The sequence below is a fragment of the Gemmata sp. genome (genome assembly GCF_051859125.1).
Lineage (GTDB): Bacteria > Planctomycetota > Planctomycetia > Gemmatales > Gemmataceae > Gemmata.
This window is the reverse complement of sequence record NZ_JBHYGG010000046.1, coordinates 16712-36978: the sequence shown is the minus strand read 5'-3', so window position 1 is coordinate 36978 and position 20267 is coordinate 16712. Positions and strand designations below refer to the sequence as shown.

At 73.9% G+C, this 20267-nt stretch carries 14 protein-coding genes; 2 read left to right on the top strand and 12 right to left on the bottom strand.

Features of this window, described 5'->3' with window-relative positions; all coding sequences use genetic code 11:
- Window positions 1-164 precede the first annotated feature (164 nt).
- Entirely contained in the window at window positions 165-1352 is a 1188-nt protein-coding gene (locus tag ACTIGN_RS06065) for a metallophosphoesterase (protein ID WP_439621914.1), read from the top strand.
- 393 nt (window positions 1353-1745) lie between these two features.
- Here the strand turns inward: ACTIGN_RS06065 and ACTIGN_RS06060 are convergent, their stop codons facing one another.
- Window positions 1746-4901 carry a PQQ-dependent sugar dehydrogenase gene (locus tag ACTIGN_RS06060; protein WP_439621913.1) on the bottom strand — a complete coding sequence of 1052 codons (3156 nt, stop codon included), beginning with the start codon at window positions 4899-4901 and terminating at the stop codon, window positions 1746-1748.
- A gap of 560 nt (window positions 4902-5461) precedes the next feature.
- Here ACTIGN_RS06060 and ACTIGN_RS06055 point away from each other — a divergent pair.
- Window positions 5462-6871, top strand: coding sequence for a GH39 family glycosyl hydrolase (locus ACTIGN_RS06055; protein ID WP_439621912.1), 1410 nt, complete (start codon window positions 5462-5464; stop codon window positions 6869-6871).
- A 110-nt stretch (window positions 6872-6981) separates the two neighbouring features.
- Here ACTIGN_RS06055 and ACTIGN_RS06050 read toward each other — a convergent pair whose 3' ends face one another.
- The 11 genes from ACTIGN_RS06050 to ACTIGN_RS06000 form a co-directional block, all read right to left on the bottom strand.
- Entirely contained in the window at window positions 6982-10902 is a 3921-nt protein-coding gene (locus tag ACTIGN_RS06050) for a PAS domain S-box protein (RefSeq protein WP_439621911.1), read from the bottom strand.
- Window positions 10903-11187: 285 nt separating this feature from the next.
- Window positions 11188-12834, bottom strand: a complete 1647-nt coding sequence (locus ACTIGN_RS06045) for a protein kinase domain-containing protein (RefSeq protein ID WP_439621910.1) — start codon at window positions 12832-12834, stop codon at window positions 11188-11190.
- A 241-nt stretch (window positions 12835-13075) separates the two neighbouring features.
- The gene (locus ACTIGN_RS06040) at window positions 13076-13705 is read right to left on the bottom strand and encodes a biliverdin-producing heme oxygenase (RefSeq protein WP_439621909.1); all 630 of its coding nucleotides are present in this window, start codon (window positions 13703-13705) and stop codon (window positions 13076-13078) included.
- A 14-nt stretch (window positions 13706-13719) separates the two neighbouring features.
- Window positions 13720-14241, bottom strand: coding sequence for a hypothetical protein (locus tag ACTIGN_RS06035; RefSeq protein ID WP_439621908.1), 522 nt, complete (start codon window positions 14239-14241; stop codon window positions 13720-13722).
- Between the two features lie 15 nt (window positions 14242-14256).
- Window positions 14257-14733 (bottom strand): hypothetical protein, encoded by a 477-nt coding sequence (locus ACTIGN_RS06030; RefSeq protein ID WP_439621907.1) that lies wholly within the window; start codon window positions 14731-14733, stop codon window positions 14257-14259.
- A 25-nt stretch (window positions 14734-14758) separates the two neighbouring features.
- Entirely contained in the window at window positions 14759-15433 is a 675-nt protein-coding gene (locus ACTIGN_RS06025) for a hypothetical protein (RefSeq protein ID WP_439621906.1), read from the bottom strand.
- A gap of 21 nt (window positions 15434-15454) precedes the next feature.
- Entirely contained in the window at window positions 15455-15658 is a 204-nt protein-coding gene (locus ACTIGN_RS06020) for a hypothetical protein (RefSeq protein WP_439621905.1), read from the bottom strand.
- 44 nt (window positions 15659-15702) lie between these two features.
- On the bottom strand, window positions 15703-16506 hold the full coding sequence (locus ACTIGN_RS06015) for a V4R domain-containing protein (protein WP_439621904.1): 804 nt from the start codon (window positions 16504-16506) through the stop codon (window positions 15703-15705).
- 24 nt (window positions 16507-16530) lie between these two features.
- Entirely contained in the window at window positions 16531-17004 is a 474-nt protein-coding gene (locus tag ACTIGN_RS06010; RefSeq protein WP_439621903.1) for a 2Fe-2S iron-sulfur cluster-binding protein, read from the bottom strand.
- A 115-nt stretch (window positions 17005-17119) separates the two neighbouring features.
- The gene (locus ACTIGN_RS06005; RefSeq protein ID WP_439621902.1) at window positions 17120-18850 is read right to left on the bottom strand and encodes a PAS domain-containing protein; all 1731 of its coding nucleotides are present in this window, start codon (window positions 18848-18850) and stop codon (window positions 17120-17122) included.
- Between the two features lie 28 nt (window positions 18851-18878).
- Window positions 18879-19976, bottom strand: a complete 1098-nt coding sequence (locus tag ACTIGN_RS06000) for a serine/threonine-protein kinase (RefSeq protein ID WP_439621901.1) — start codon at window positions 19974-19976, stop codon at window positions 18879-18881.
- Between the last annotated feature and the right edge of the window lie 291 nt (window positions 19977-20267).

The window sequence follows — 20267 nt, the reverse complement described above, 5'->3', positions numbered from 1 at the left end:
GCTCGGCGACTCGCGCGATCGGATCAGGTCCTTGGGCGCCGTCCCGACCCGCTGCCCGAGGCGGCTCCGTCGCGTCCGATCGCGACACGTCCGGTCCCGTGCGGATACACTGACCCGGGCCGGGAGGTGATGGCCCCCTTCAACCATGTTCCCGGGCACTCATCATGCGGGTGATCGCGTTCTCCGTCTTTCTCACGGTGACCGCCGCTGCGGTCGCGTACGTTTCCGTGCGCCTCGTCCGCCCGATGCCGTGGTCGCCCGGGTGGAAGGTCGCCGCCGGCCTTGTGACCGGGAGCATGCTCGTCGTCCCCTTCACATCGATCCTCCTCACGCGGTACGCGGAGGACGCCAGCAACCGCCTGGCGTGGCCGACCGGCGTGATGCTCGCGCTGTTCTCGTTTACCATCACACTGGTGGCCGCCCGGGACCTCGTCCTCGTGTTTGGGAAGGTTGCCGGCCGGGTGGCAGCGGCGGTCAGCGGCACGAGCGACACCCCCCGCGACCCGGCGCGCCGCGCGTTCCTGACCCGGGCCACCAACGCCGCCGCCGTCGCCGCCGCCGGGCTGCTCACCTCGTACGGCGTCTTCCAGGCGCGGCGCCGGCCGCAGATCGTGCGGGTCACGGTCCCGATCAAGGGGCTGCCGGCCGCGTTCGACGGGTTCCGGATCGTTCAGATCACGGACCTCCACGTCGGGCTCACCGTCACGCGCGACTGGGTCGAGGTCGTCGCGTCCGAGGTCAACGCCCTGCGGCCGGACCTGGTCGCCGTCACCGGCGACCTGACCGACGGGTCCGTGGCGTACCTCCGGGACCACGTCGCGCCCCTCGCCGAGATCCGCGCCCCGTACGGCAAGTACTTCGTGACCGGCAACCACGACTACTTCTTCGACGCGGAGGGGTGGGTGGCGGAGGTCGAGCGGCTGGGCTACCGGGCGCTGCTCAACGCGCACGCGGTGGTCGAGAAGGACGGGGCCGCGGTCGTCGTGGCGGGCGTCACGGACCTCACGGGCGGGCAGCACCTGCCCCACCACCGGTCCGACCCGCGGCGGGCCGTCGCCGGCGCGCCGGTCGGGCCCCCCAAGATCCTGCTCGCGCACCAGCCCCTCTCGTTCGCCGCCGCCGAGCCGCTCGGGTTCGACCTCGTGCTGATGGGGCACACGCACGGCGGGCAGTTCTTCCCCTGGAACCTCGTCACCGCAGCCGTACAGCCGTTCCTCCGCGGGCTCTACCGCCGGGGCGGCACCTGGATCTACGTCAGCAGCGGGACCGGGTACTGGGGGCCGCCGGTGCGCGTGGGGACGCGCTCCGAGATCACCGTCCTGACGCTCACCCGCGAGAGCGGGGCGGAGTGATACCAAGTCTGGTTGATGGCTTCCTGTAGCCGGCCTCTGTGAGGCCGGGCCTCGGTGAGGCCCTCAAGCACCGGCCTCACAGAGGCCGGCTACAGAAGAGCCGTGAATCAATCGAACTTGTTATGAGACCTGTCCTTGCGGGGAGCTTTCTGTCCGGTGACGGACTTTGGGCACAGACGGGTTAACGGCGCCCCCCGGGGGCGGTCCCCCGGGGGGCGGCCAGGTCGCCCGAGAATCCCGAGCGATTCGCGGTCCCGCAGGCGCTCGCCAAAGTCTCGGGTTCGGCGGGGTCCACTCGGACCCCGAACGTCTCCCCGATACACTCTCAGCGTCTCGCCCCGAGGCGGACACGCCGGGGAACACGTTTCGGCCGCGAGTTCGGGAACCGGTGCGTCACGCCAGCCCCCGGATCTCGTCGGCCGACAGGACGCGGTTGAACACGAGCAGGTCGTCCACGGCCCCGGCGAGACCCGTCGGCGTCCCGCCCGTGTCGTCGATCCGCCCGACGCTCCGGAACGGCGTCGTCTTCACCCCGGTGCCCGACGTGGCCGACCCGCTCAAGGTGCCGTCCACGTACACCTCGACGCGGCCCGTGCTGTGGTCGCGCGTCAGTGCGACGTGGTGCCACTGCCCGTCGTTCACCGGGGCCGCACTCTTGGCCCCGCCCATGTCGCCGGCCTGCACGCCGATCCGCCCGGAGGCGTCGAGCCAGCCCCAGAACACGTCGTTGCCGTCGCCGGCCGACTCGACCCCCAGCACGCCCGGAGCCTGCCACATCGTGTTGTTGCCCACCTGCGTCGTGCGGAGCCAGAACGCGACCGTTCCCGACGCCCCAAGCCACGGGTTGAGGTCCGCGCCCAGGTCCACGCGGCCCGACCCGTCGAACGACACGGCGGACCCGGCCCCCGGCCGCCCGCCGACCCAGACCGCCCCGCCGACCAGAGTGCCTGCGTTGGCGGACGCCGACCCTTCGGCCGTCGCGGTGCCGGTGCCCTCGTTGAACCGGTACTCGCCGACCAGACCGGCGGGCAGGCCGCCGATCTGCGTGACCTCGACGAACGCGAGCTTGTTGTTCTGCGCCCCGGCCCCGTTGGCGAGCGTGAGCCGGCCGTCGGTCACGGTCACCGTCACCGTGTTGTCGACCCACCGCTGCGCGCTCGTCGGGGTGCCGCTGACCGCGAGGACGCCCTCGGCGGTCGTGCGGAACACGCTGTCGGTGTGGGACGGGTCGCCGGCCACGAGCCGCACGCGGTACGTGCCGTTGGGCACGGCCAGCTCCCACACCGCGTTCGGGTTCTCCGGCTTCTGCAGGTGGATGAGCGTGTCGTACCGCTGGTCCGGCGAGTTCGCGGCGTTGCGGTCCCGGGTCGTCGCGGCGGTGTTCGCGTTCCACCCGTAGGAGTACCCGTTGCCGCGGCTCCCGAACACGGCCCCGGTGTCCGCCAGGTAACCCGCCGGGACCGGCGCGCCGGCGAGCTGGAAGTTGATCCTGGTCGCGAACAGGGCCGCGGCCGCGTACGTCGCGGTGTACGTGGTCGCGGCCGCCGGGGTGCTGATCGTGTGCGTCGCCGCGCCGCCGTCGGACCACCCCTGGAAGGTGTACGTCGTGCCGCCGATCGTCTGCGTGGCGGCCGCGCCGATCGGCCGCTCGAACCCGACCACGCTCTGGAAGGTGGTCGAGGCGGTGTACGGCTGGCCGTCGAGCGTCAGCGTCAGGCCGGTCGGCGCGGACGCGAGGGTGACCGCCGCTACGTTCGGGAGGACGTCGGTGCTGGTCGTGGTCGTCAGCCCGGCCGAGTCGCGGACCGTGAGGGTGACCCGGTACGCCACGTCGGCGAGCGTGTACGGGCCGGACGTGGCCGGGGTGAACGTGCCGCCGGTCGCGCCGCCGAACTCCGGCACGAACGGGCGGACGGCCGGGGTGCCGGTCGCGGTGCTCGTGAGGTACTCGACCTTCCACGTGTACGCCGCCGCGCCGAGGGTGCCGTCCTCGGGGTCGGTCGCGGTCCCGGAGAACGTGACGGTCCGCCCGGCCACGAACTTCCCGTTCGTCAGCCCGGCCGGTAGCGCGATGGCGGCCACCGGCGGGCGGTTGGCGGTGACGGTGAGCGTTGCCGCGGTGCTGGTCGCGGTGCCCGCCGAGTTGGACACGACCGCCCGGTACTGCCCGGCGTCGCCCGCGGCCGCCCCGAGGACGGTCAGCGTCGCCGTGGTCACGCCCGAGAAGTCCGCGCCGTTGGCCAGGTTCGTCCAGGTGCTGCCGACCAGCTTCTGCCACTGGTAGGCGAGCGGGGCGGTGCCGCTGGCCGCCACGGTGAACGTCGCGTTGCAGCCCTCGGTGACCGTCGCGTTCGCCGGCTGCTGGGTGACGGCCGGGGCCGACGAGGCGGTGTACGACACGCGGAACACCTGGTTGCTGCCGCGGGCGAGGTACAGCAGGCTGCCGTCGGCCGCGACCCGCAGGTCGACCGTGGCGGGGGCGCTGGACGCGAACCGCTCGACCGTGCCGGTCGTGGTGTCGAGCACGTTGATCCAACTGTTCACGTAGTCGGCGAAGAAGTAGTCCCCCTGGTACTGGGCCGGGAACTGCGACGCGGCCGGGTTGTAGAACGCCCCGCCGGTGATCGCGAACCCCTGGAACGTGCCACCGCCGTGGCTGTACGCGTACACCGGCTGGGTGAAGCTCGGGTACGTCGTGGAGTTGAAACTCCCCTCCGTGGACGGCCACCCGTAGTTCAGCCCGGCGCCGCCGCGGTTGACCTCCTCCCACGTGTTCTGGCCGACGTCGTTGATGAACATCTCGCTGGTCCCGGGCCGGAACGCGAACGTGTACGGGTTCCGCAGGCCGACCGCCCAGATCGCCCGGTTCGCGCCGGACGTGGTGCCGGCGATCCCCGCGAACGACGTCGGGTTGTCGGCCGGGATCGTCCCGTCCGCGTTGACCCGCAGGATCTTGCCGTGGCGGTTGGCCAGGGACTGGGCGTTGGCCCCGGCGGCGTTGTCGCCGACCGCGATGTAGAGCTTCCCGTCCGGCCCGAAGTGGATGGCCCCGCCGTTGTGGTTGGTCGCGCCGGACAGCGGGTCGAGGTCGAGGATCACCGTCTCGTCCGGCCCGGCCACGGCGGCGTCCGTGTCGACGAACGAGTAGTCGGCCGCGTTGGAGTCGCTGACGGTGAACCGGCTCACCCGGTTGTGCGGGTTCGGGGCGTCGCTGCTGGTGTAGTACAGGTACACCCACTTGTTGGTCGCGTAGTTCGGGTCAAACGCCACCCCGAGCACGCCCCGCTCGCCTTCTGACCGGAGCCCAACGGCCGACAGGTTGGCGACGAGGTCGGCCGCGGTGCTGCCGGGGCGGAACCGCTTCACCCCGCCGCCCTGCTCGAGCACCCACAGGTCGCCGTTCGGGGCGACCTCCATCGCCGTGGCGTTCGAGAGCCCGGCGGCGACCGCCGTCTCGGTGAACCCGGTCGGCAGGGTCGCGGGGGTGATCCGGTCGTCGAGCCGCTCGACGCCCAGACGGGTGCGGGTCGCGGTGCGCGCGCGTGCCATGTACTTCACTCCGGTGCGGGGAGCGCCCGCCGCCGCGCGGGGAGGCGCGGCCGCACGGGCGGTGTGTCGGGGGCGAAGGGTCCGGGGCGGCCGGGGCGGACGTGAGTCCCGGCCGGGGGTCGTCACGACCCCGGGCGAAATGGGCAACCGCGACGGGACCGGAGGGCCGGACCTGCCGCGGGGTGGATTAGAGCCCCGCGATACCTGCTCGTGCAAGTGAATTCTCCCGCACATTTTCTCCCCCGTGGGCCCGCGCCCGGATCACCGACAGCGACCATTTGGGTCGAGCGCTTCCGGCACGCGCAACCGGCCCGCGTGACACACCTCTATTGCCGGGACCGGTCCGGCCGCAGGGTCCGGTTCCGGTACTTCGCGCGGCGATGGTGGAGTTCACAGGTCGAGACCGTTCCATCCCGCCAGAGAGCCGCCGGCGGCCGAGCGAGGGTCGCTGTGGTCACACCCGTCTCGCGCGACGCCGGCCCGAGCCGCACCGGTCCTCCTAAGATCGAAGGGTGGGACCGCCCCGCCGTTCCGCCCTCGATGCCCTCCGCGAGACTCCCGTGGACCGACGCCACTTCGTACTCTCCGTCCCGGCCGCCGCGGCCGGCTCCCGTGTGGCCGCCGCGGAGTCGGTTCCCGACGTCGTCTTCGACGGCACCGCTCCCGGCGGGCCGGTCCGGGCGCGGCACGGGGTCAACGGCGGCCCGCTCGCGGCCGGGGGCCTGCTCGACCTGTCGCCGCGGTGGAAGGAGGCGGCCTTCCCGCTGGCCCGGCTGCACGACGCGCACTGGCCGAACCCGGACGTGGTGGACGTCCACGCGATCTTCCCCGACCCCACCGCCGATCCCACAAAAGCGGAGAGCTACGACTTCGACCGCACCGACGAGTACGTGAAGGCGGTCCACGACTGCGGGGCCGCGATCGTGTACCGTCTCGGCGAGAGCATCGAGCACCAGAGGGCCAAGCGGCACGCCCACCCGCCGAAAGACTTCGACAGGTGGGCGGCGGTGTGCGCCGGGATCGTCCGGCACTACACGCAGGGGTGGGCCAAAGGGCTGAAGCTCCCGATCAAATACTGGGAGGTCTGGAACGAGCCGGACAACCGCCCGAACTGCTGGACCGGGACCGACGACGAGTACCTGCGGCTGTACGTGACCACGGCGGCGACCCTGCGGAACGAGTTTCCGGCAATCAAAATTGGCGGGCCGGGGCTCGGCAACTCCGGCGACCAGAAGGGCGAGCAGTACACACCCACGGCATTCCTGAAGGCGTTCCTGGCGCGGTGCAAGAGGGACGCGGCCCCGCTGGACTTCCTGTCCTGGCACTGCTACACCGCTGACCCGACCGAACTCGTGAGGCGCGCTAGGGGCGTGCGGGCACTCCTCGACGCGAGCGGGTTCAAGCACGCGGAGAGCCACCTGAACGAGTGGAACTACCTGCCGGACGGGAGCTGGTCGGGCATCAAGGCCAAGGAATCAGCGGCCCGCGAGCGGTGGTACGCCCGGGTGGCCAATGAAGAAGGCGCGGCATTCGTCGCCGCCACACTGATTGCCCTCCAGGACGCTCCGCTGGACGCCGCCAACTACTTCACCGCCGAGGCCCCGGGCATGGGCCTGTTCTCGCAGCACGGCACACCGTCGAAGGCCTTCGGCGCGTTCCTCGCGTTCCAGGAGCTGGTCGGACTGAAGCGGCTGCCGGGGCGGTGGCCACCGGGGGTCTGGGCCCTCGCCGGGGTCGGGGAGCAGGCGCGGGTTCTGCTCGCCCGCCCGGGGGGCACGGGCGGCCCGGTGCGGGTCGCCCTCGACCCGGCCCCGTGGAAGGGCCCGACTGGCTACGAGGTGCTGGCGGTGGACGCCAAGCGGGACCTGAGTCGCGTCGGTGGGGGCCGGGTCGACGCGTGCGAGGTGGCCGTGGAACTGCCGGCGCAGTCGGTCTGCCTGGTGCGGCTGTGGCGGGCCGGCAAGCCGTGACCACGGGCGGGTGATCTTCGGATCGGCCGTGCGTCAATCCCGTCCGCCTCGTGCCCCCCGGCGACGCATCCACGTCGCGAGCGCTTCGCCCGCGCCGGTCGGCCGGCGGGTCACCCGCCCGTACACCGCTGGACGAAGTGGAGCAGTTCCTCGGCGCTGAACGGCTTCTGGAGGAAGTCGACCCGCTCCTCGCGGATGCCGTGGCGGAGGACGGTGTCGGTGGTGTACCCCGAGAGGAACCCGACCTTGAGCCCCGGGCGGGCCGCGGTGAGCCGCTCGGCCAGCTCTGGCCCCGAGAGGCCCGGCATCACCACGTCGGTGAGGAGCAGGTCGACGCGGGCGTCGCGGGCCACCGCGTCGAGGGCCTCGGCCGCGCCGCCGGCGAGCAGCACCCGGTACCCCGCCTGGGTGAGCACGAGCTGCGCGAGCCGGCGGATCATCGGGTCGTCGTCCGCGACGAGGACGCCCGCGCCGCCGGCCCGGGGCCGGGCGCGGCGGGCCGGGGCCTCGGCCGGGCGGGGGTCCGGCGCGGCCGCGGGCAGGTACACGGTGAAGCACGTCCCGCGGCCCGGGTGCGTGTCGACCGTGACGGCCCCGCCGGTCTGGCGGACGATGCCGTAGGTCGTGGCCAGGCCGAGCCCGGTCCCCTTCCCGGGCTCCTTGGTGGTGAAGAACGGCTCGAACAGCCGGGCCTTCACCTCGTCGGTCATCCCGGTCCCGGTGTCGGTCACGGTGAGCCGCAGGTACGCGGGGGCGGGCGCGGCGGGGCGGCACGCGGCGGGGAGGTCCGCGGCCTGGACCCCGGCGGTGGCGACCGCGAGCCGCCCGCCGGTCGGCATCGCGTCCCGGGCGTTGAGGGCCAGGTTCATGACGACCTGTTCGAGCTGGCCCCTGTCGGCGAGGACGTGCGGGGCGTCGGGGGCCAGGGCGGTGGCCACGGCGACGTCCTCGCCGATGAGCCGGCGGAGCATCTCGCACAGGTCCGCGACCAGCGCGTTGACGTCCACGGTGGTGGGCCGGACGATCTGGTGGCGGCTGAACGCGAGGAGCCGCCGGGTCAGGTTCGCGCCCCGCTCGGAGGCCCGGCGGATCTCGTCGGCCAGCTCGCTCCCCGGGGCGTCGGGGGCCAGGTCCTCGATGAGCAGGTCTGCGAATACCCGGACCCCGGTGAGGATGTTGTTGAAGTCGTGCGCGATGCCGCCCGCGAGGTGCCCGATCGCGTCGAGCTTCTGGGCCTGCTGCGCGGCGTGCTCGCGGGCCGCGAGCCGGGCCTCGGCCTCCTTCCGGGCCGTGTCGTCGCGGACCGTGCCGATCATCCGCACCGGGCGGCCCGCGTCGCCGGTGTAGAACCGCCCGGCCGCCGCGAGCCACCGGACCGCGCCCCCGGGGTGGACGACGCGGTACTCGTGCCGGAAGTCGCCCCCGGCGGCGCGGCCGGCCGCGAGTTGCCGCTCCAGCCCGGCGCGGTCGTCCGGGTGGACCCGGTCGCCGAAGTGCCGGTGCTCGACCGGGAACGCGGACCCCGGGGGGTACCCGAGCAGCTCGTACAGCCGCGGGGACCAGATCACCCGGTCGGTCTCCAGGTCCCAGTCGTACAGGCCGGTGCTGCCGGCGTCGAGCGCGAGGCGGAGCCGCTCCTCGCTGGCCCGGAGCGTGGCCTCGGCGGCCTTGCGGTCGGTGACGTTCCGCTGCACGGCGATCCAGTGCGAGTGCCCGGCGGCCTCGTCGGGGAGCGGGGCCAAGTCGACCTCGGCCCAGAACGCCGAGCCGTCCTTGCGGCGCGCGACCAGTTCGACCCGGCACGGCTCCCAGGTTTGCAGGCTCCGGGCGAGCCGCTCAGCGGTGGCGGCGTCGGCCGGGGTGCCGGTGAACGCGCACAGGGGCCGGCCCGCGGCCTCGGCCTCCGCGTACCCGGTCTCGGCGGCGAACGCCGGGTTCGCGTACACGACCCGCAGGGCCGCGAACTCGCGGGGCCCGGCGTCGGCGACGAGGACCGGGTCCCGCGCGTACCGGACGATGGCCCGCTTCATGCGGAGCTGATCGGCCGCCTCCTTCTCGTCGGACACGTCGCGGGCCGCGGCCATGATCCCGGTCGGGTGCCCGGCGTCGTCGCGGATCCGGCACAGGCGGACGTCGAGCCACACGGGCCGGCCGTCCTTGCGGGTGTCCCGGTACCGGCCCGAGAACGGGGTGCCGGCCTGGACCGAGGCGATCAACTCGGCCGCGGCCGCCCGGTCCGCGTCCGGCACCCGGGCGATGATGTGCCGGCCCACCATCTCGTCGGCTCGCCACCCGAGGGTCCGCTGCGCGCCGTCGTTCCAGAACGTGACGACCCCGTCGAGGTCGGTCACCACGACCGCGTCGTGGACCTGCTCGAACAGGATGTTCTGGTACCGGCGGAGCACCTGGGACTGGTACTGGTACGCGGTCGCCATGACCTCCAGGAGGTCCGGGCGGAGCACCTCGGTGGCGACGGCCCGCTCGGCGTGGGTCCACGGCCGGGACCGTTCGCGGACCTCGGTGACCCACGCGCGGAACGACCGCCGCGGGCCGAGCCGGGCCAGCGCGCCCTCGCCCACGAGCCCGTTGCGGTAGTCCCCGGCCCAGGTCACCGTGGCCGCGTGCTCGCCCCGGAACCAGAGGATCCACCCGTGCGCGGCGTTCGGGATCCGCAGGGCCAGCACCCCGGGCGCGGTCCCGGCCAGGTGCGCGAATTCCGGGGCCGCCTCGCCGAGCCGGTCGGTCACGAACACGTCCGGCCCCGGGCGGTCGAGCCACGCGACCAGTGCCCGCAGGTCGCCCCGGCCCGGGGTCGCGCCGCGGACCGCCCACTGGCCCCCGTGCCACACCGCCATGCCGGTCGCGCCGAGCACCTCCATGAGCCCGAACTGCGGGTCCGTGAGCCCGTCCCCGAGCCGCTCGTACCCCAGGAGCAGTTGGGGCAGGAACCGGAGCAACCCGCGGGCGTCGGTCACCCCCCGGGACCGGGTGCCGCCCTCCTGCGCCGCGACCTGGACCGCGATCAACTTCCCCAGCGCCCCGGCCAGCGCGACCCACGACCCCGGGGGCCGGAGCGGGCCGACATGGTGGCACGCGATCATCCCCCACAGCCGCCCGTCGCGGACCACCGACGCGACGAGCGTCCCGCGGACCCCCATGTTCCCGAGGTACTCGCGGTGGACCGGGGACATGGCCCGCGACACCGCCGGGGACAGGTCCAGGGGCGGCGCGTCGGCAGGGACCAGCGGCACCGGGTCGGCGGCCGCGTCCGCGAGCACCCGGACCCGCGTGCGGAGGTACAGCGCCCGCGCCTGGGGCGGGATGTCGGCCGCCGGGAAGTGCTGGTTCAGGTAGCTGTCTACCCCGGGGGCCAGTGCCTCGGCGATCACCGCCCCGTTCCAGTCCGCGTCGAACCGGTACGCCATCACCCGGTCGTACCCGGCCAGCGAGCGGAACCGGTCCACGACCGCCTGGCAGAACGCCTCGGTGCCGCACCCCTCGGCGAGCAAGTCCGACAGCCGCTCGACCGCGGCGGCGACTGCGCCCTCGGGGAGCGGGCTGCCCTCGGGCACGCCCGGGAGCGGCACCGGCAACTCGACGAGCCCCGCGCCCCCGCACCGGTGGACGAGGGCCGGCCCGGAGGTGCCCGCAACCCCCTCCACCGCGGCGGACCCGCCGGGCGGGAGCGCGTCGAGGGCGGCGGCGAACCGCGCGGCGTCGGCGGGCGAGAAGAGTTCGCCCAGGGACCGGCCGAGGACCGCGTCCGGGTCGCGGCCCAGTGCGGCGGCCGCGTTGGCGCTGCACCGGGTCACGGTCCCGCGGTCGTCGAGGGCGAGGAGCACCGCGAACGGCTGAACCGCCCCGGGCGCGTGGATCGGCTCGGCGGCGCACCGTTCGAGTGCGGGGGCGAGCGGGTCGTCGGGCGGGGGGGCGTGCATCGGCAGGCGCACGGGGGTGCGGGGGGCGCGGGAACTTCCCTCCGGGAACTGTACCCCCTCGGCGGCCGGGGTGCGATGCTCAACTTCGTTCACGGCCGCGCTCGGGTCGGGAAAGGTGGTTATCGTCCTGCCGAGATCCGCAAGAGATGGTCGGCGAGCCGCCCCTTCGTGGCGCTCAAGTTCGGGGTGGCTGGCCTGCCGCTGGCACTCGGTCTGTTGTGTAGCCGGGGTCTGTGACCCCGGACGCTCACGGAATCCCAGAAGCGCCGGCCTCACAGAGGCCAGCTACAGAAGACAAACCACGTGCCCTTGGGCACCCCGCCCGCGGTCCGAGGCGAGTGTCTCACGGCTAACTTGACCGCGATGATGGCGGCCCGGTCACGCCACTCCGGCCGCGGCGAGGGACTGGGCCAGTTTTACGAGGTCGGCCCGGAGCCGCCCGTAGTCCGGGTACCGGTCGTCGGGCGACTTCTCCATCATCCCGAGCACCACCCGCGACAGATCGGCCGGGACGCTCGGGGCGACCTCGTGCGGGGGCACCGGGGCGGACCGGAGGTGCTGGAGCAAGACCTCCTGGGCCGACCGCCCGGTGAACGGGAGCCGCCCGGTCACGAGCTGGTACAGGGTGCAGCCCAGCGAGTACTGGTCGGCCCGGTGGTCCACGCTCCCGCCGACCGCCTGCTCGGGTGCCATGTACCCGACCGTGCCCTCAGCGGCCGCGCCGATCGGGGCCGCCGGGCCGCCGGCCGTGCGGGCCGCGATCGCCAGCCCGAGGTCCACGAGCTTGCTCGTGCCGTCGCGGGTCAGGAGGATGTTCCCCGGCTTCACGTCCCGGTGGACGACGCCGATCTTCCGGGCCGCGTCGAGCCCCTCGATCACCTGGAGCGCGATCTCGATGGCCCGGCTCGGCGCGACCCGCCCGCACTGCTTGATGAGGTCGGCCACGCTCAGCCCGTCGACGAACTCCATAACCACGAACGGGCGGGCCGGGTCGTCCTCGAAGTCGAGCACGCGGACGATGTTCGGGTGGATGAGCTGGGCCAGGAGCTGGGCCTCGCGGGTGAACGACGCCAGGGCATCGGGGTCGCCGGCCAACACGTCGGGCCGCAGGAACTTGACCGCGACCGGGGTCTTCAGCTTGGTGTGCAGGGCCCGGTACACCATCCCCGCACCGCCCTTGCCGATGCACTCGATGAGCAGGTACTTCCCGATCTGGGTGCCGGCCTGGACCGGGGGCAGGGCCCGCGCCGCGCCGGCCGTCGACGTTTCGCCGCTGGGCCGGTCGTGCGGGCCGGCCGTGGTCGCCGAAACGCTCACCGGCGGCCCGAACTGGCTGGCGTTGGTGGACCGCGACAGGTACAGGCCCGAGTCGCCCGGGGCGACCGGGGGCCGGGGCGGCGGGGCCGGGTCGCCGGGGACCGGGTTCGGCGGGGGCGCGGCCGCGGCCCGCACCGGCGGCGGGGGGATCATGCGGGACGACCGACTGGTCGCCACCGGAACGACCCCGCTCCCGCTGGCCAGGAACGACCGGTGCGTGGTCGAGTCGGTCAGCGGGTCGCCGCCCGCCTTCGCGCGCCGCAGGTCCGTCGCCACGCTACGCGACTGCTCCAGGAGCGTCCGGGTGATGAGCTTCCCTTTGGGGATGAGGACGATCCCGGTGACCGGGTGGAGGATGTTCAGCGAGGCGCGGGTGCCGAGCAGCGCGACGAGGTCGTCGGCCGACTCGATGTACATGCCCTCGGGCACCTCGACCTCGACCCCGTCGCCGAACACCCGGCACTGGCAAGCGAGGCGGCTCTCGGGCCGCGCGTCGGCGACGAGTGACAGGGTCATCTTCTCGCGTGCGTTCACCGGCGAGAGGTTCTCGGTCCCGGTCCGCACCCAGACGTGGCAGGTGGAGCACAGCCCCTTCCCGCCGCACGACATCTGCACGTTCAGGTCGCGCCGGAGCAGCCCCGAGAGGAGCGTGGCCCCGGTGTCCACGAGGGTCGTGTCGGCGAGCGGGTGGAGCGCGATCTTCTTCATGTCGGCCTGCGGGAGCGTGGGCGGGTCTCGGCAGGGCGGGGAGTGAGCCGCACCGGGAAATTGCGAGTTTCGAGCCGCCGGGTTCCGTCCGGCGGTCCCGGACTGCGATCCGATAAGGACTGACGCAGTTGGGACCGCATCAGCCTGGTTCTGGTGGGGCAGACATTCGTGTCTGCCTCCAGTCGCCTCACGAGGCAGACACGAATGTCTGCCCCACCAGAACCAACTTCGCCTCCCGGACTCACATGGCCCGGACCAGGATCGGCTCGGGGTCGGCGACCGGCTCGGCGTGGACCGCGAGCATCAGCTCGAAGGTGGCGACGGCCCCGAACGTGATGTGCGCGCGGTTCGCGCCGCCCTCGTCGAGCGCCGCGAGCGCCGCCCGGACCCGCTCCCACCGGCCGACCGGGTCGGCCAACCCGTCGCGGTGGTAGTCGAGCCCGACCCCGGCGCCGGGCGGGACCGCGAGCGCGCGGGCCAGCGGCGCGGCGAGCACCCGGCTCCCCATGCGGCTCCCCTCGAGGACGTACCCGGCCCCGGCCCACGCGGCGTGGTGCCCGCGGGCGCGGAGCCGGTGCCGCCACTCGGTCACGGCCGCCGGCGGGGCGCACGGGGGGTCTCCGCCGAGCACCTCCAGGTCGCGGGCGACGGCCGCGGCCCGCTCGGCCTCGGCCGGCCACGCGGCCCGCACCACGGGCGCCCGGTCCAGTTCGGCCTCGAAGGTCGCGTGGACCCAGTACAGGCGGCCGAGCAGGTCCAGGTACGGCTCGCGGCCGATCCGCCCTTGGGCCAGCTCCCGGGCCGCCGGGAGTTGCTCGATCCGCGTGTGGATCGGGCGGGTCACCGTTCGAAGTTCGTCGATGAGTTCCACGGGTCGGCTCCTGGTCACATGAGTCCGCTGGAGATGGTGCGCCGCTCGCCGGTCTCGTCCCGGGCGGGGACCGGGAGGTCGGTGAGGATCTCGGCGAGGTGCTCGGCGTGCGGGCGCACGAGTCCCCACGCGGCCGGGGACAGGCACGCCTTCAGGGCCTCGTGCCACAGCGCGAACGTGTCCCGCATGAACTGCGGCGACATGTGGGCCGCCTTGAGGATCGTCTTGTACCAGTGGGTGAACATGTCGTCGAGGCTCTCGTGCTCGCCCAGGAACGTGGCGTTCCCGACCATGTTCGAGAGCAGCACCATGTCGCGGTGCCCCTTGTCGTACCCGGTTGGGCGGTACCGGGCGAACTGCGGGTACCGGGCGCGGATCCCGGCCATCACCCGGTCGGCGACGGGGCCGGCCTGGTGCCGGACCTCGTCGAGCGCCGCGCGGCGGCCCTCGACGGTCGCCAGGTAGCTCTCGATCTTCGAGCGGTCTTCGGCCGACGGGTACGCGGCGTCGAGCCGGCTCAGCACGGTGGCGATCATGCGGGCCTCCGGGGGTCAGGCGGTGGGTGCGGGAACGGCGGTGAGCGCGTCGGTCATCTCGTCGAACGCGGGGCGGAACACCTCCCACGACGAGGCGGTGAGCCGGCCCTCGAGGAGCTCGCGGAGCACCAGGTACGCGTCGCGGACCTCGAGCGGGTCCACGCCCAGTTCGGGGAGCACCCGCGCGAGGTGCTCGGTCCACCGGTACCGGAGCAGCCGCGGGTCGTCGGCCAGGACCGACAGGTTGACGTGCCGCAGGCTCTCGACGAGGTCCTGGGCCAGGGGCCGGCTGTAGGTCTGCCGGTCCGGGTGCCGCTTGGTCAGCTCCTCGTGGAGCCGGCGGGCGAGCCCGGTCTCGGTCCGCTCCAGCTCCTCGCCGAGCTTGAGCCGGGCCGGGAGCCGGGCGTAGTACGCGGTCATCCGGGCCACGTCGGCCTCGGGGAACGGGCGCTCGTTCGCCTTGCGGATGATGTCGGTGAGCCAGGTGTTCATGGGCGCTCCGCGGGGTCTCGGGGGGTCACGTCGTTTGGAGGGCGTCCTTGATCCGCTGCAGCACGGCGGCGTGGGCCGGCATGGCCTCGACGGTCTCGATCCAGTCCTCGGCGGCGGCGACCGCGTCGGCCCGCGCGATGACGAACCGGGACCGCTCGGCCCCCATCGACGGGCACTCGGTCTGGACCGCGTCGAGGGACTCGCCGCTCAGGTGCCCGAACACGACCCCGAGCGCCCCGGCGAGGAGCATGTCCACGGGCCGGTCGGACTCGCGGATCAGCGACGGCATGACCGAGTCGGCGAGGTCCGCGAGCAGGATGCCGTCGCCGCACAGCGACAGGTCGAGGCGGAGCACGCCGTACCCGTGGGCCGCGAACGACTCGGCGAGGCACGTGTGGACGAGCCCGGCGGGGAGGTCCCGGAGCCGGGTGCCGTAGAGGGCCGTGACCTCCTTGTCGAACCGGGCCGCGAGCCGCGCGCCCCACTTCTTGCCCGCGCCCTTCATGACCCGCCGGTACGCCTTGCCGCACTCGTACACGAGGGCGTCGCGGAACCCGAGCAGGAACTCGGTCGGCAGGGCGCAGATGCGGACCCCGGCGGGGTTCCGGGTCACGCCGGTGGCCACGTCGGTGCGGAAGTAGTCGGGCCGGGCGGCGGGGTTGCCCTTGAGCCGCACCGGCGGGTCGAGTGCCATCGTCATCGGGGTCTCCTCGGTTGGGGGTCACGCCACGGCGCTGGCGGTCGGTCCGGGGGCGGGGGCCGGCGTCTCGGCGGGAGCCGGCGCGAACAGTTGGCTCAGGGGCCGGCGGCCCGGGTGGCCCCCGGCGGCGCGGGGCGCGCGGGCGACCCGGGGGGCGGCCGTCCGGGGCGGGGCGGCCCGGAACCGGGCGGCCAGGGCGGACCAGGGGAGGCGGTGCGGGTTCATTGGTGCGGGTCTCTCGGTGCGGGTTCGGGTGCGGGTTCCGGGGGTCACATCTCGGACAGCTTCTTGGTGATGTCGCGGGCCGAGGCGCCCTCGCCCCGCCAGAACGCGGCCGCGTTCACCCGCTCGTAGTCCGCGACCACGAACTTGCAGAAGTCCTCGCCGGTCGCGTAGCACTGCATCTCGACGCACCCGAGGGGCCGCTTCGCCAGCGCGCTGAACACGGCCCCGAACAGGCCCGCGTAGAAGTAGCACACCACCGACCCGACGTCGCCGACCGACTTGGCGACCGCCGACTCGTACAACTCGACGTACAGGAGGCCCTTGTCCCGCTGGGTGAAGTCGTACCGCCAGGTGCCCCACCCCATGATGGTGAGCGGCCACCACCAGCACTCCATGAGGAAGTCGACCCGCATCCGGTCCAGCTCGGCCTCGAACTCGGCCTGCATCCGGGGCAGGAACCGCCGCATGTCCTGGACGCCCCACTGGTACCCGCACTTGTACATGATCTCCCGCGCGCCGCTCTGCCCGACCTCGTCCTCGAGCGACCCGAGGACCGCGACCAGGAAGTCCTCGGACACCCGCATGACCCGCTGGCCGTACGGGTTGGTGACCGTGCCCCGGTCCGGGTCGGCCCGGAAGAACTCCGAGTCGTGGTAGTGGTTGTGCTTGTACGGCTGCGGCCCCTCGACCACGGAGATCGGGCCGCGGTGGATGGTCCCGTCGGTCACCCCGGGGCGGCGGAGGAACGAGACGGACCGCAGGTCGGCCTTCTCCTTCCACAGCAACTGGAGCGTCTGCTCCGACGGGCGGTCGATCGGGGCCGTGTAGTCGTCGGTCCGGGTGCTCATCGCGGGGCTCCTCGCGTGCGGGGGTCAGGTGGGGGTCTCGCGGACCCGTTTCAGCTCCTTCGCGGCCGACACGAACTCGTTGAAGATGGACCGGGTGATGAGCTTCCCCTTGGGGATCAGCCGCTGCCCGGTGATCGGGTGCAGGTAGTCGTACCCGGCGACCGTGCCGACCAGGGCGTCGACCTGCTCGATCGACTGCACGTACATCCCCTCGGGGACCTCGACGACGATCCCGTTGCCCTCGATGTGGCACTGGCACGCGAGCCGGCTGTCCGGGTCGGCCGTGGCCACCAGGCCCAGGGTCCGCAGCTCGCGGGCCGAGGGCGGGGACACGCAGTCCTTGCCGGCCCGCAGGTACACGTGGCACGTCGCGCACAGGCCCCGGCCGCCGCACGCCATCTCGATCTCGAGGTCCTGCGAGAGCAGCCCCTCGACCAGGCGGCTCCCGGTCGCGACCTCCAACTGACCGCCGACCGGCACCATCGTCACGGACTTCATCGCGCCCCCCGGTTGAGACAGAGGACAGAACCCCAGAGGACAGAAGGTCAGGAACCGAAGTGGTCCCGGTTTGCTCTTCTGTCCTCTGTCCTTCTGAGGCTCCGTCCTCTGGTCCTTAGCTGCTCATGCCCAGTCGCCAGCCGACGCACAGTTCTTCGACCGCGATCGCCTCGGCGTGCGGGTCGGTGAGCCCGGCCAGCGGCGCGGCGTTCCGGTCCGGGAGCCGGGTCGGGACCACCATCCGCACCACGAGCCGGCCCGACGGAGTGGCGTCGAGCGCCAGCTCGCCCCCGAGGGCGGCCGCGAGCCGCTTCGCGAGCAGCAGCCCCGGGACGAACCCCTGCCCGTCTCCGGTCGGCAGCAGGGCGCTCGGGTCGAGGTCGCCGAGCGGGTTCGCGAGGGCCGCGGCCTGGGCCGCGGTCAGCGGCGGGCCGGCGTCGACCACCTCGACCTCCAGGTTCCCCTCGGTCTGGCCCGGCTGACACGGGAGCCGGCGGAGCCGCACCCCGACCGGCGCGCCCCGGACCGCGGCGGCCGCGTGGGTGAGCACGCCCAGCACCGCGGTGCCGAACCAGTCCTCGTCGCAGTACACCCACCCGCCCGCGTCCGCGACGGTCACGGTCACGTCGGCCCGCTTGAGCCGCGCGGCCAGCAGGTCGAGCGCCCCGCGGACCGACTCGCCGGCGAGGAACTCGGACCGGGCCGGGGCCGGCAGTTCGCCCCACAGCGTGACCGACAGCCACCGGGCGACGCGGACCTGTGCGTCGAGGTCGGCCGCGGTGTCGCGGACCGCCCTGAGCCGCGGGACCAGCGCGTCCCGCTGCGGGGTCTGCTTCACCTCGCCGATGAGCTGCCGGGCCTGGGCGACGATCCCCTCCCCGGCCGCGCCGGCCTGCTGCTCGACGAGGCCCAGCGCGGCGACCAGCACCTCCTCGCGGGTCCGGGCCCGGTCGAGCCCGAGCCGCCGGTGGTCGTCGGCCAGTTCCCGGGCCACGACGCACCACATGCCGTCGTTCTGGACGTGGGACCGGGCCGCCGCGAGGCACAGCCGGGTGCCCCGGGCGATCGCGTCGGCCGCCACCGGCCGGCCGCCCTGCGCGAACCAGTCGGGCACCCCGGTCAGCACCAGCGAGGGGATGCCGGTCGGGTCCGGCTCGGCCGGGGCGCGGAGCAGGTGCCCGAGCGGCGCGCGGACGAGCTGGGCGACCGGCCGGCCCAGCGCCTGCTCGGCGGCCGGGTTCGCGTACCGGATCACCCCGCGGTCGTCGGTCGCCACGAGCGGGAGCGGGCACGACTGGAGGATGCGGGACAGCCCGGCGAGCCGCTGCCGCACCGCGGTCACCTTCGCGTTCAGGTCGGCGCACCCGGCCGCGACCGGCTCGCCGCTGATCCCGGCGGGCAGCGCCAGCGCCAGCGGCTCGGCGGGCGTGCCGGCGGCGACGCGGCCCATTGCGGCGGCCACGGCCCCGAGCGCGGCGGTGAACTTCGCGGCGTCGGCGGCCCGGCGCGCGGTCTCGTCGTCGAGCCGGCCCGAGGTCTCGTTCCCCTTGTCAATAAGGGCGGCGACGACCGCGGCGAGCCGGCCGAGTTCGTCGCGGCGCCCGGTCGGGAGCCCGTCGGCGGTCCCCTCGTCCGCGGCCGCCTCGACGGCGCGGCCGAGGTCCGCGAGGGGCCGGGTGAGCTGCCACAGCAGTCCGGCGGCGGCGGCGGCGAACGCGAGCCCCGCGGCGGCGGCGGCCCCGAGCGCCTCGGGGCAGGCCGCGGCCACGACCCCCGCGGTCCCGAGCGGGCACGCGGCCGCCACGAGCAGGCGGGTGCGGAACGTGTTGGGTGGTCCGTTCTTCATGGGCGGTCCTGGTGCGGGTCGGGTAGCGTCAGTCGCCAGTGGCGTCGTCGGGGCCGAAGGCGGTCCGCGCGGCGGCCAGCGCCTCGCGGGCCGAGGGCCGGGCGTCGGGGTCGCGGGCCGCCATGCGGCGGATCAGGTCCGAGGCCGCCCGCCCGACGCCGGGCACGGTCCAGTGGAGCGGATCAAGGTCGAGGGCCAGGTGCCCGGCCCGGCACTCGGCGGCGTCGCGGCCGGCCACGAGCGGGCGGCCGGTGAGCGCGTGGTACAGCGTGTGGGCCAGCGAGTAGATGTCGGACTTCGGGGAGCCGGGGGCGTCGAAGCACTCCGGGGCGGCGTACGGCCACGTCCCCTCCACGACCGTTGGGGCGGGACCGGCCGTCCGGCGGGCCGAGCCGAAGTCGCACAGTTGAATCGGGCCGGAGCGGGCCGCGAGGACGTTGCCGGGCTTCACGTCGCCGTGAACGAACCCGGCCCGGTGGGTGGCGCACAGGGCCGCGAGCACGCCGCGGGCGAGCCGGAACACACGCCGCGGGGCCAGCGCGTGCTTCCGCCGGAGGGTCCGCGCGAGGCTCTCGCCGCCGAGGTCGGTGACGAGCAGCGCCTGCCCCCCGGCCTCGTCGAGGTCGCACAGCCGCACGACGTTGCGGTGCGCGGCGGCGACCAGTGCCGCGGCCTCGGCCCGCAGCGGCCCGGCGGTTGCAGCGACCTTGATCGCGACCGGCACCCCGAGGAGCGGGTGGACGCTGCGGTACACCGGCCCGCCGCGCCCGTGGCCCAGCACGCCGCGGACCGTGTACCGCCCGAGCTTCGCGTTCAGCGGGAGCGGGAGAGGAACCGTGGCGGCAACCGGCACCCCGCGGGCGAGCCGGGCGCGGACCGCGGCCGGGTCGATGAGTTGCCGCAGGTCCCGCTCGTCGAGTTCGCCTGCCGCGACCATCGTCAGCGCCCGGGCCGCGACTCGGTCGATGATCCCGCGGGCCACGAGCGTGTCGATGACGGTCGCCGCGTCGGTCGGCCCCACGGCCCGTGCCAGCGCCGCGGGTTCGACCCGTGCGACGCGGGCGACGATCTCGAGGACGAACCCCGGGCGCGTCGGGCCGGCAGTAAAGGGAGAACTGGGCGACATTGCGGTCCCGTTCGTGGGCAGCGAACGGGCTTACAGAGGTTGTCGATCGGAACGTGTTGTGTGGCGACCTACATTTCAAACGCCGTGCCACCGGCGGCCGGATCGCGCCGCGAACGCGAGATTGCGTTGGGACGCTGAGCTTTCACGCTCGGACCGATATGGCGACGGGTTACGAACGGGTGCATAGGCGCAACGAACCGGCGAAAACCACTTGTGCGTCGGGAAAGCTCGAAAATGTTGGCGGTCCGAGGGGGGGCGTGAGGGGCGGGCGGAAGATTCGTGCCGGCGGCG

Coding starts and splice junctions, on each gene's coding strand:
- ACTIGN_RS06065 (WP_439621914.1), top strand. CDS start 165: ATGCGGGTGATCGCGTTCTCCGTCTTTCTCACGGTGACCGCCGCTGCG.
- ACTIGN_RS06060 (WP_439621913.1), bottom strand. CDS start 4,901: ATGGCACGCGCGCGCACCGCGACCCGCACCCGTCTGGGCGTCGAGCGG.
- ACTIGN_RS06045 (WP_439621910.1), bottom strand. CDS start 12,834: ATGAAGAAGATCGCGCTCCACCCGCTCGCCGACACGACCCTCGTGGAC.
- ACTIGN_RS06035 (WP_439621908.1), bottom strand. CDS start 14,241: ATGATCGCCACCGTGCTGAGCCGGCTCGACGCCGCGTACCCGTCGGCC.
- ACTIGN_RS06030 (WP_439621907.1), bottom strand. CDS start 14,733: ATGAACACCTGGCTCACCGACATCATCCGCAAGGCGAACGAGCGCCCG.
- ACTIGN_RS06025 (WP_439621906.1), bottom strand. CDS start 15,433: ATGACGATGGCACTCGACCCGCCGGTGCGGCTCAAGGGCAACCCCGCC.
- ACTIGN_RS06020 (WP_439621905.1), bottom strand. CDS start 15,658: ATGAACCCGCACCGCCTCCCCTGGTCCGCCCTGGCCGCCCGGTTCCGG.
- ACTIGN_RS06015 (WP_439621904.1), bottom strand. CDS start 16,506: ATGAGCACCCGGACCGACGACTACACGGCCCCGATCGACCGCCCGTCG.
- ACTIGN_RS06010 (WP_439621903.1), bottom strand. CDS start 17,004: ATGAAGTCCGTGACGATGGTGCCGGTCGGCGGTCAGTTGGAGGTCGCG.
- ACTIGN_RS06005 (WP_439621902.1), bottom strand. CDS start 18,850: ATGAAGAACGGACCACCCAACACGTTCCGCACCCGCCTGCTCGTGGCG.
- ACTIGN_RS06000 (WP_439621901.1), bottom strand. CDS start 19,976: ATGTCGCCCAGTTCTCCCTTTACTGCCGGCCCGACGCGCCCGGGGTTC.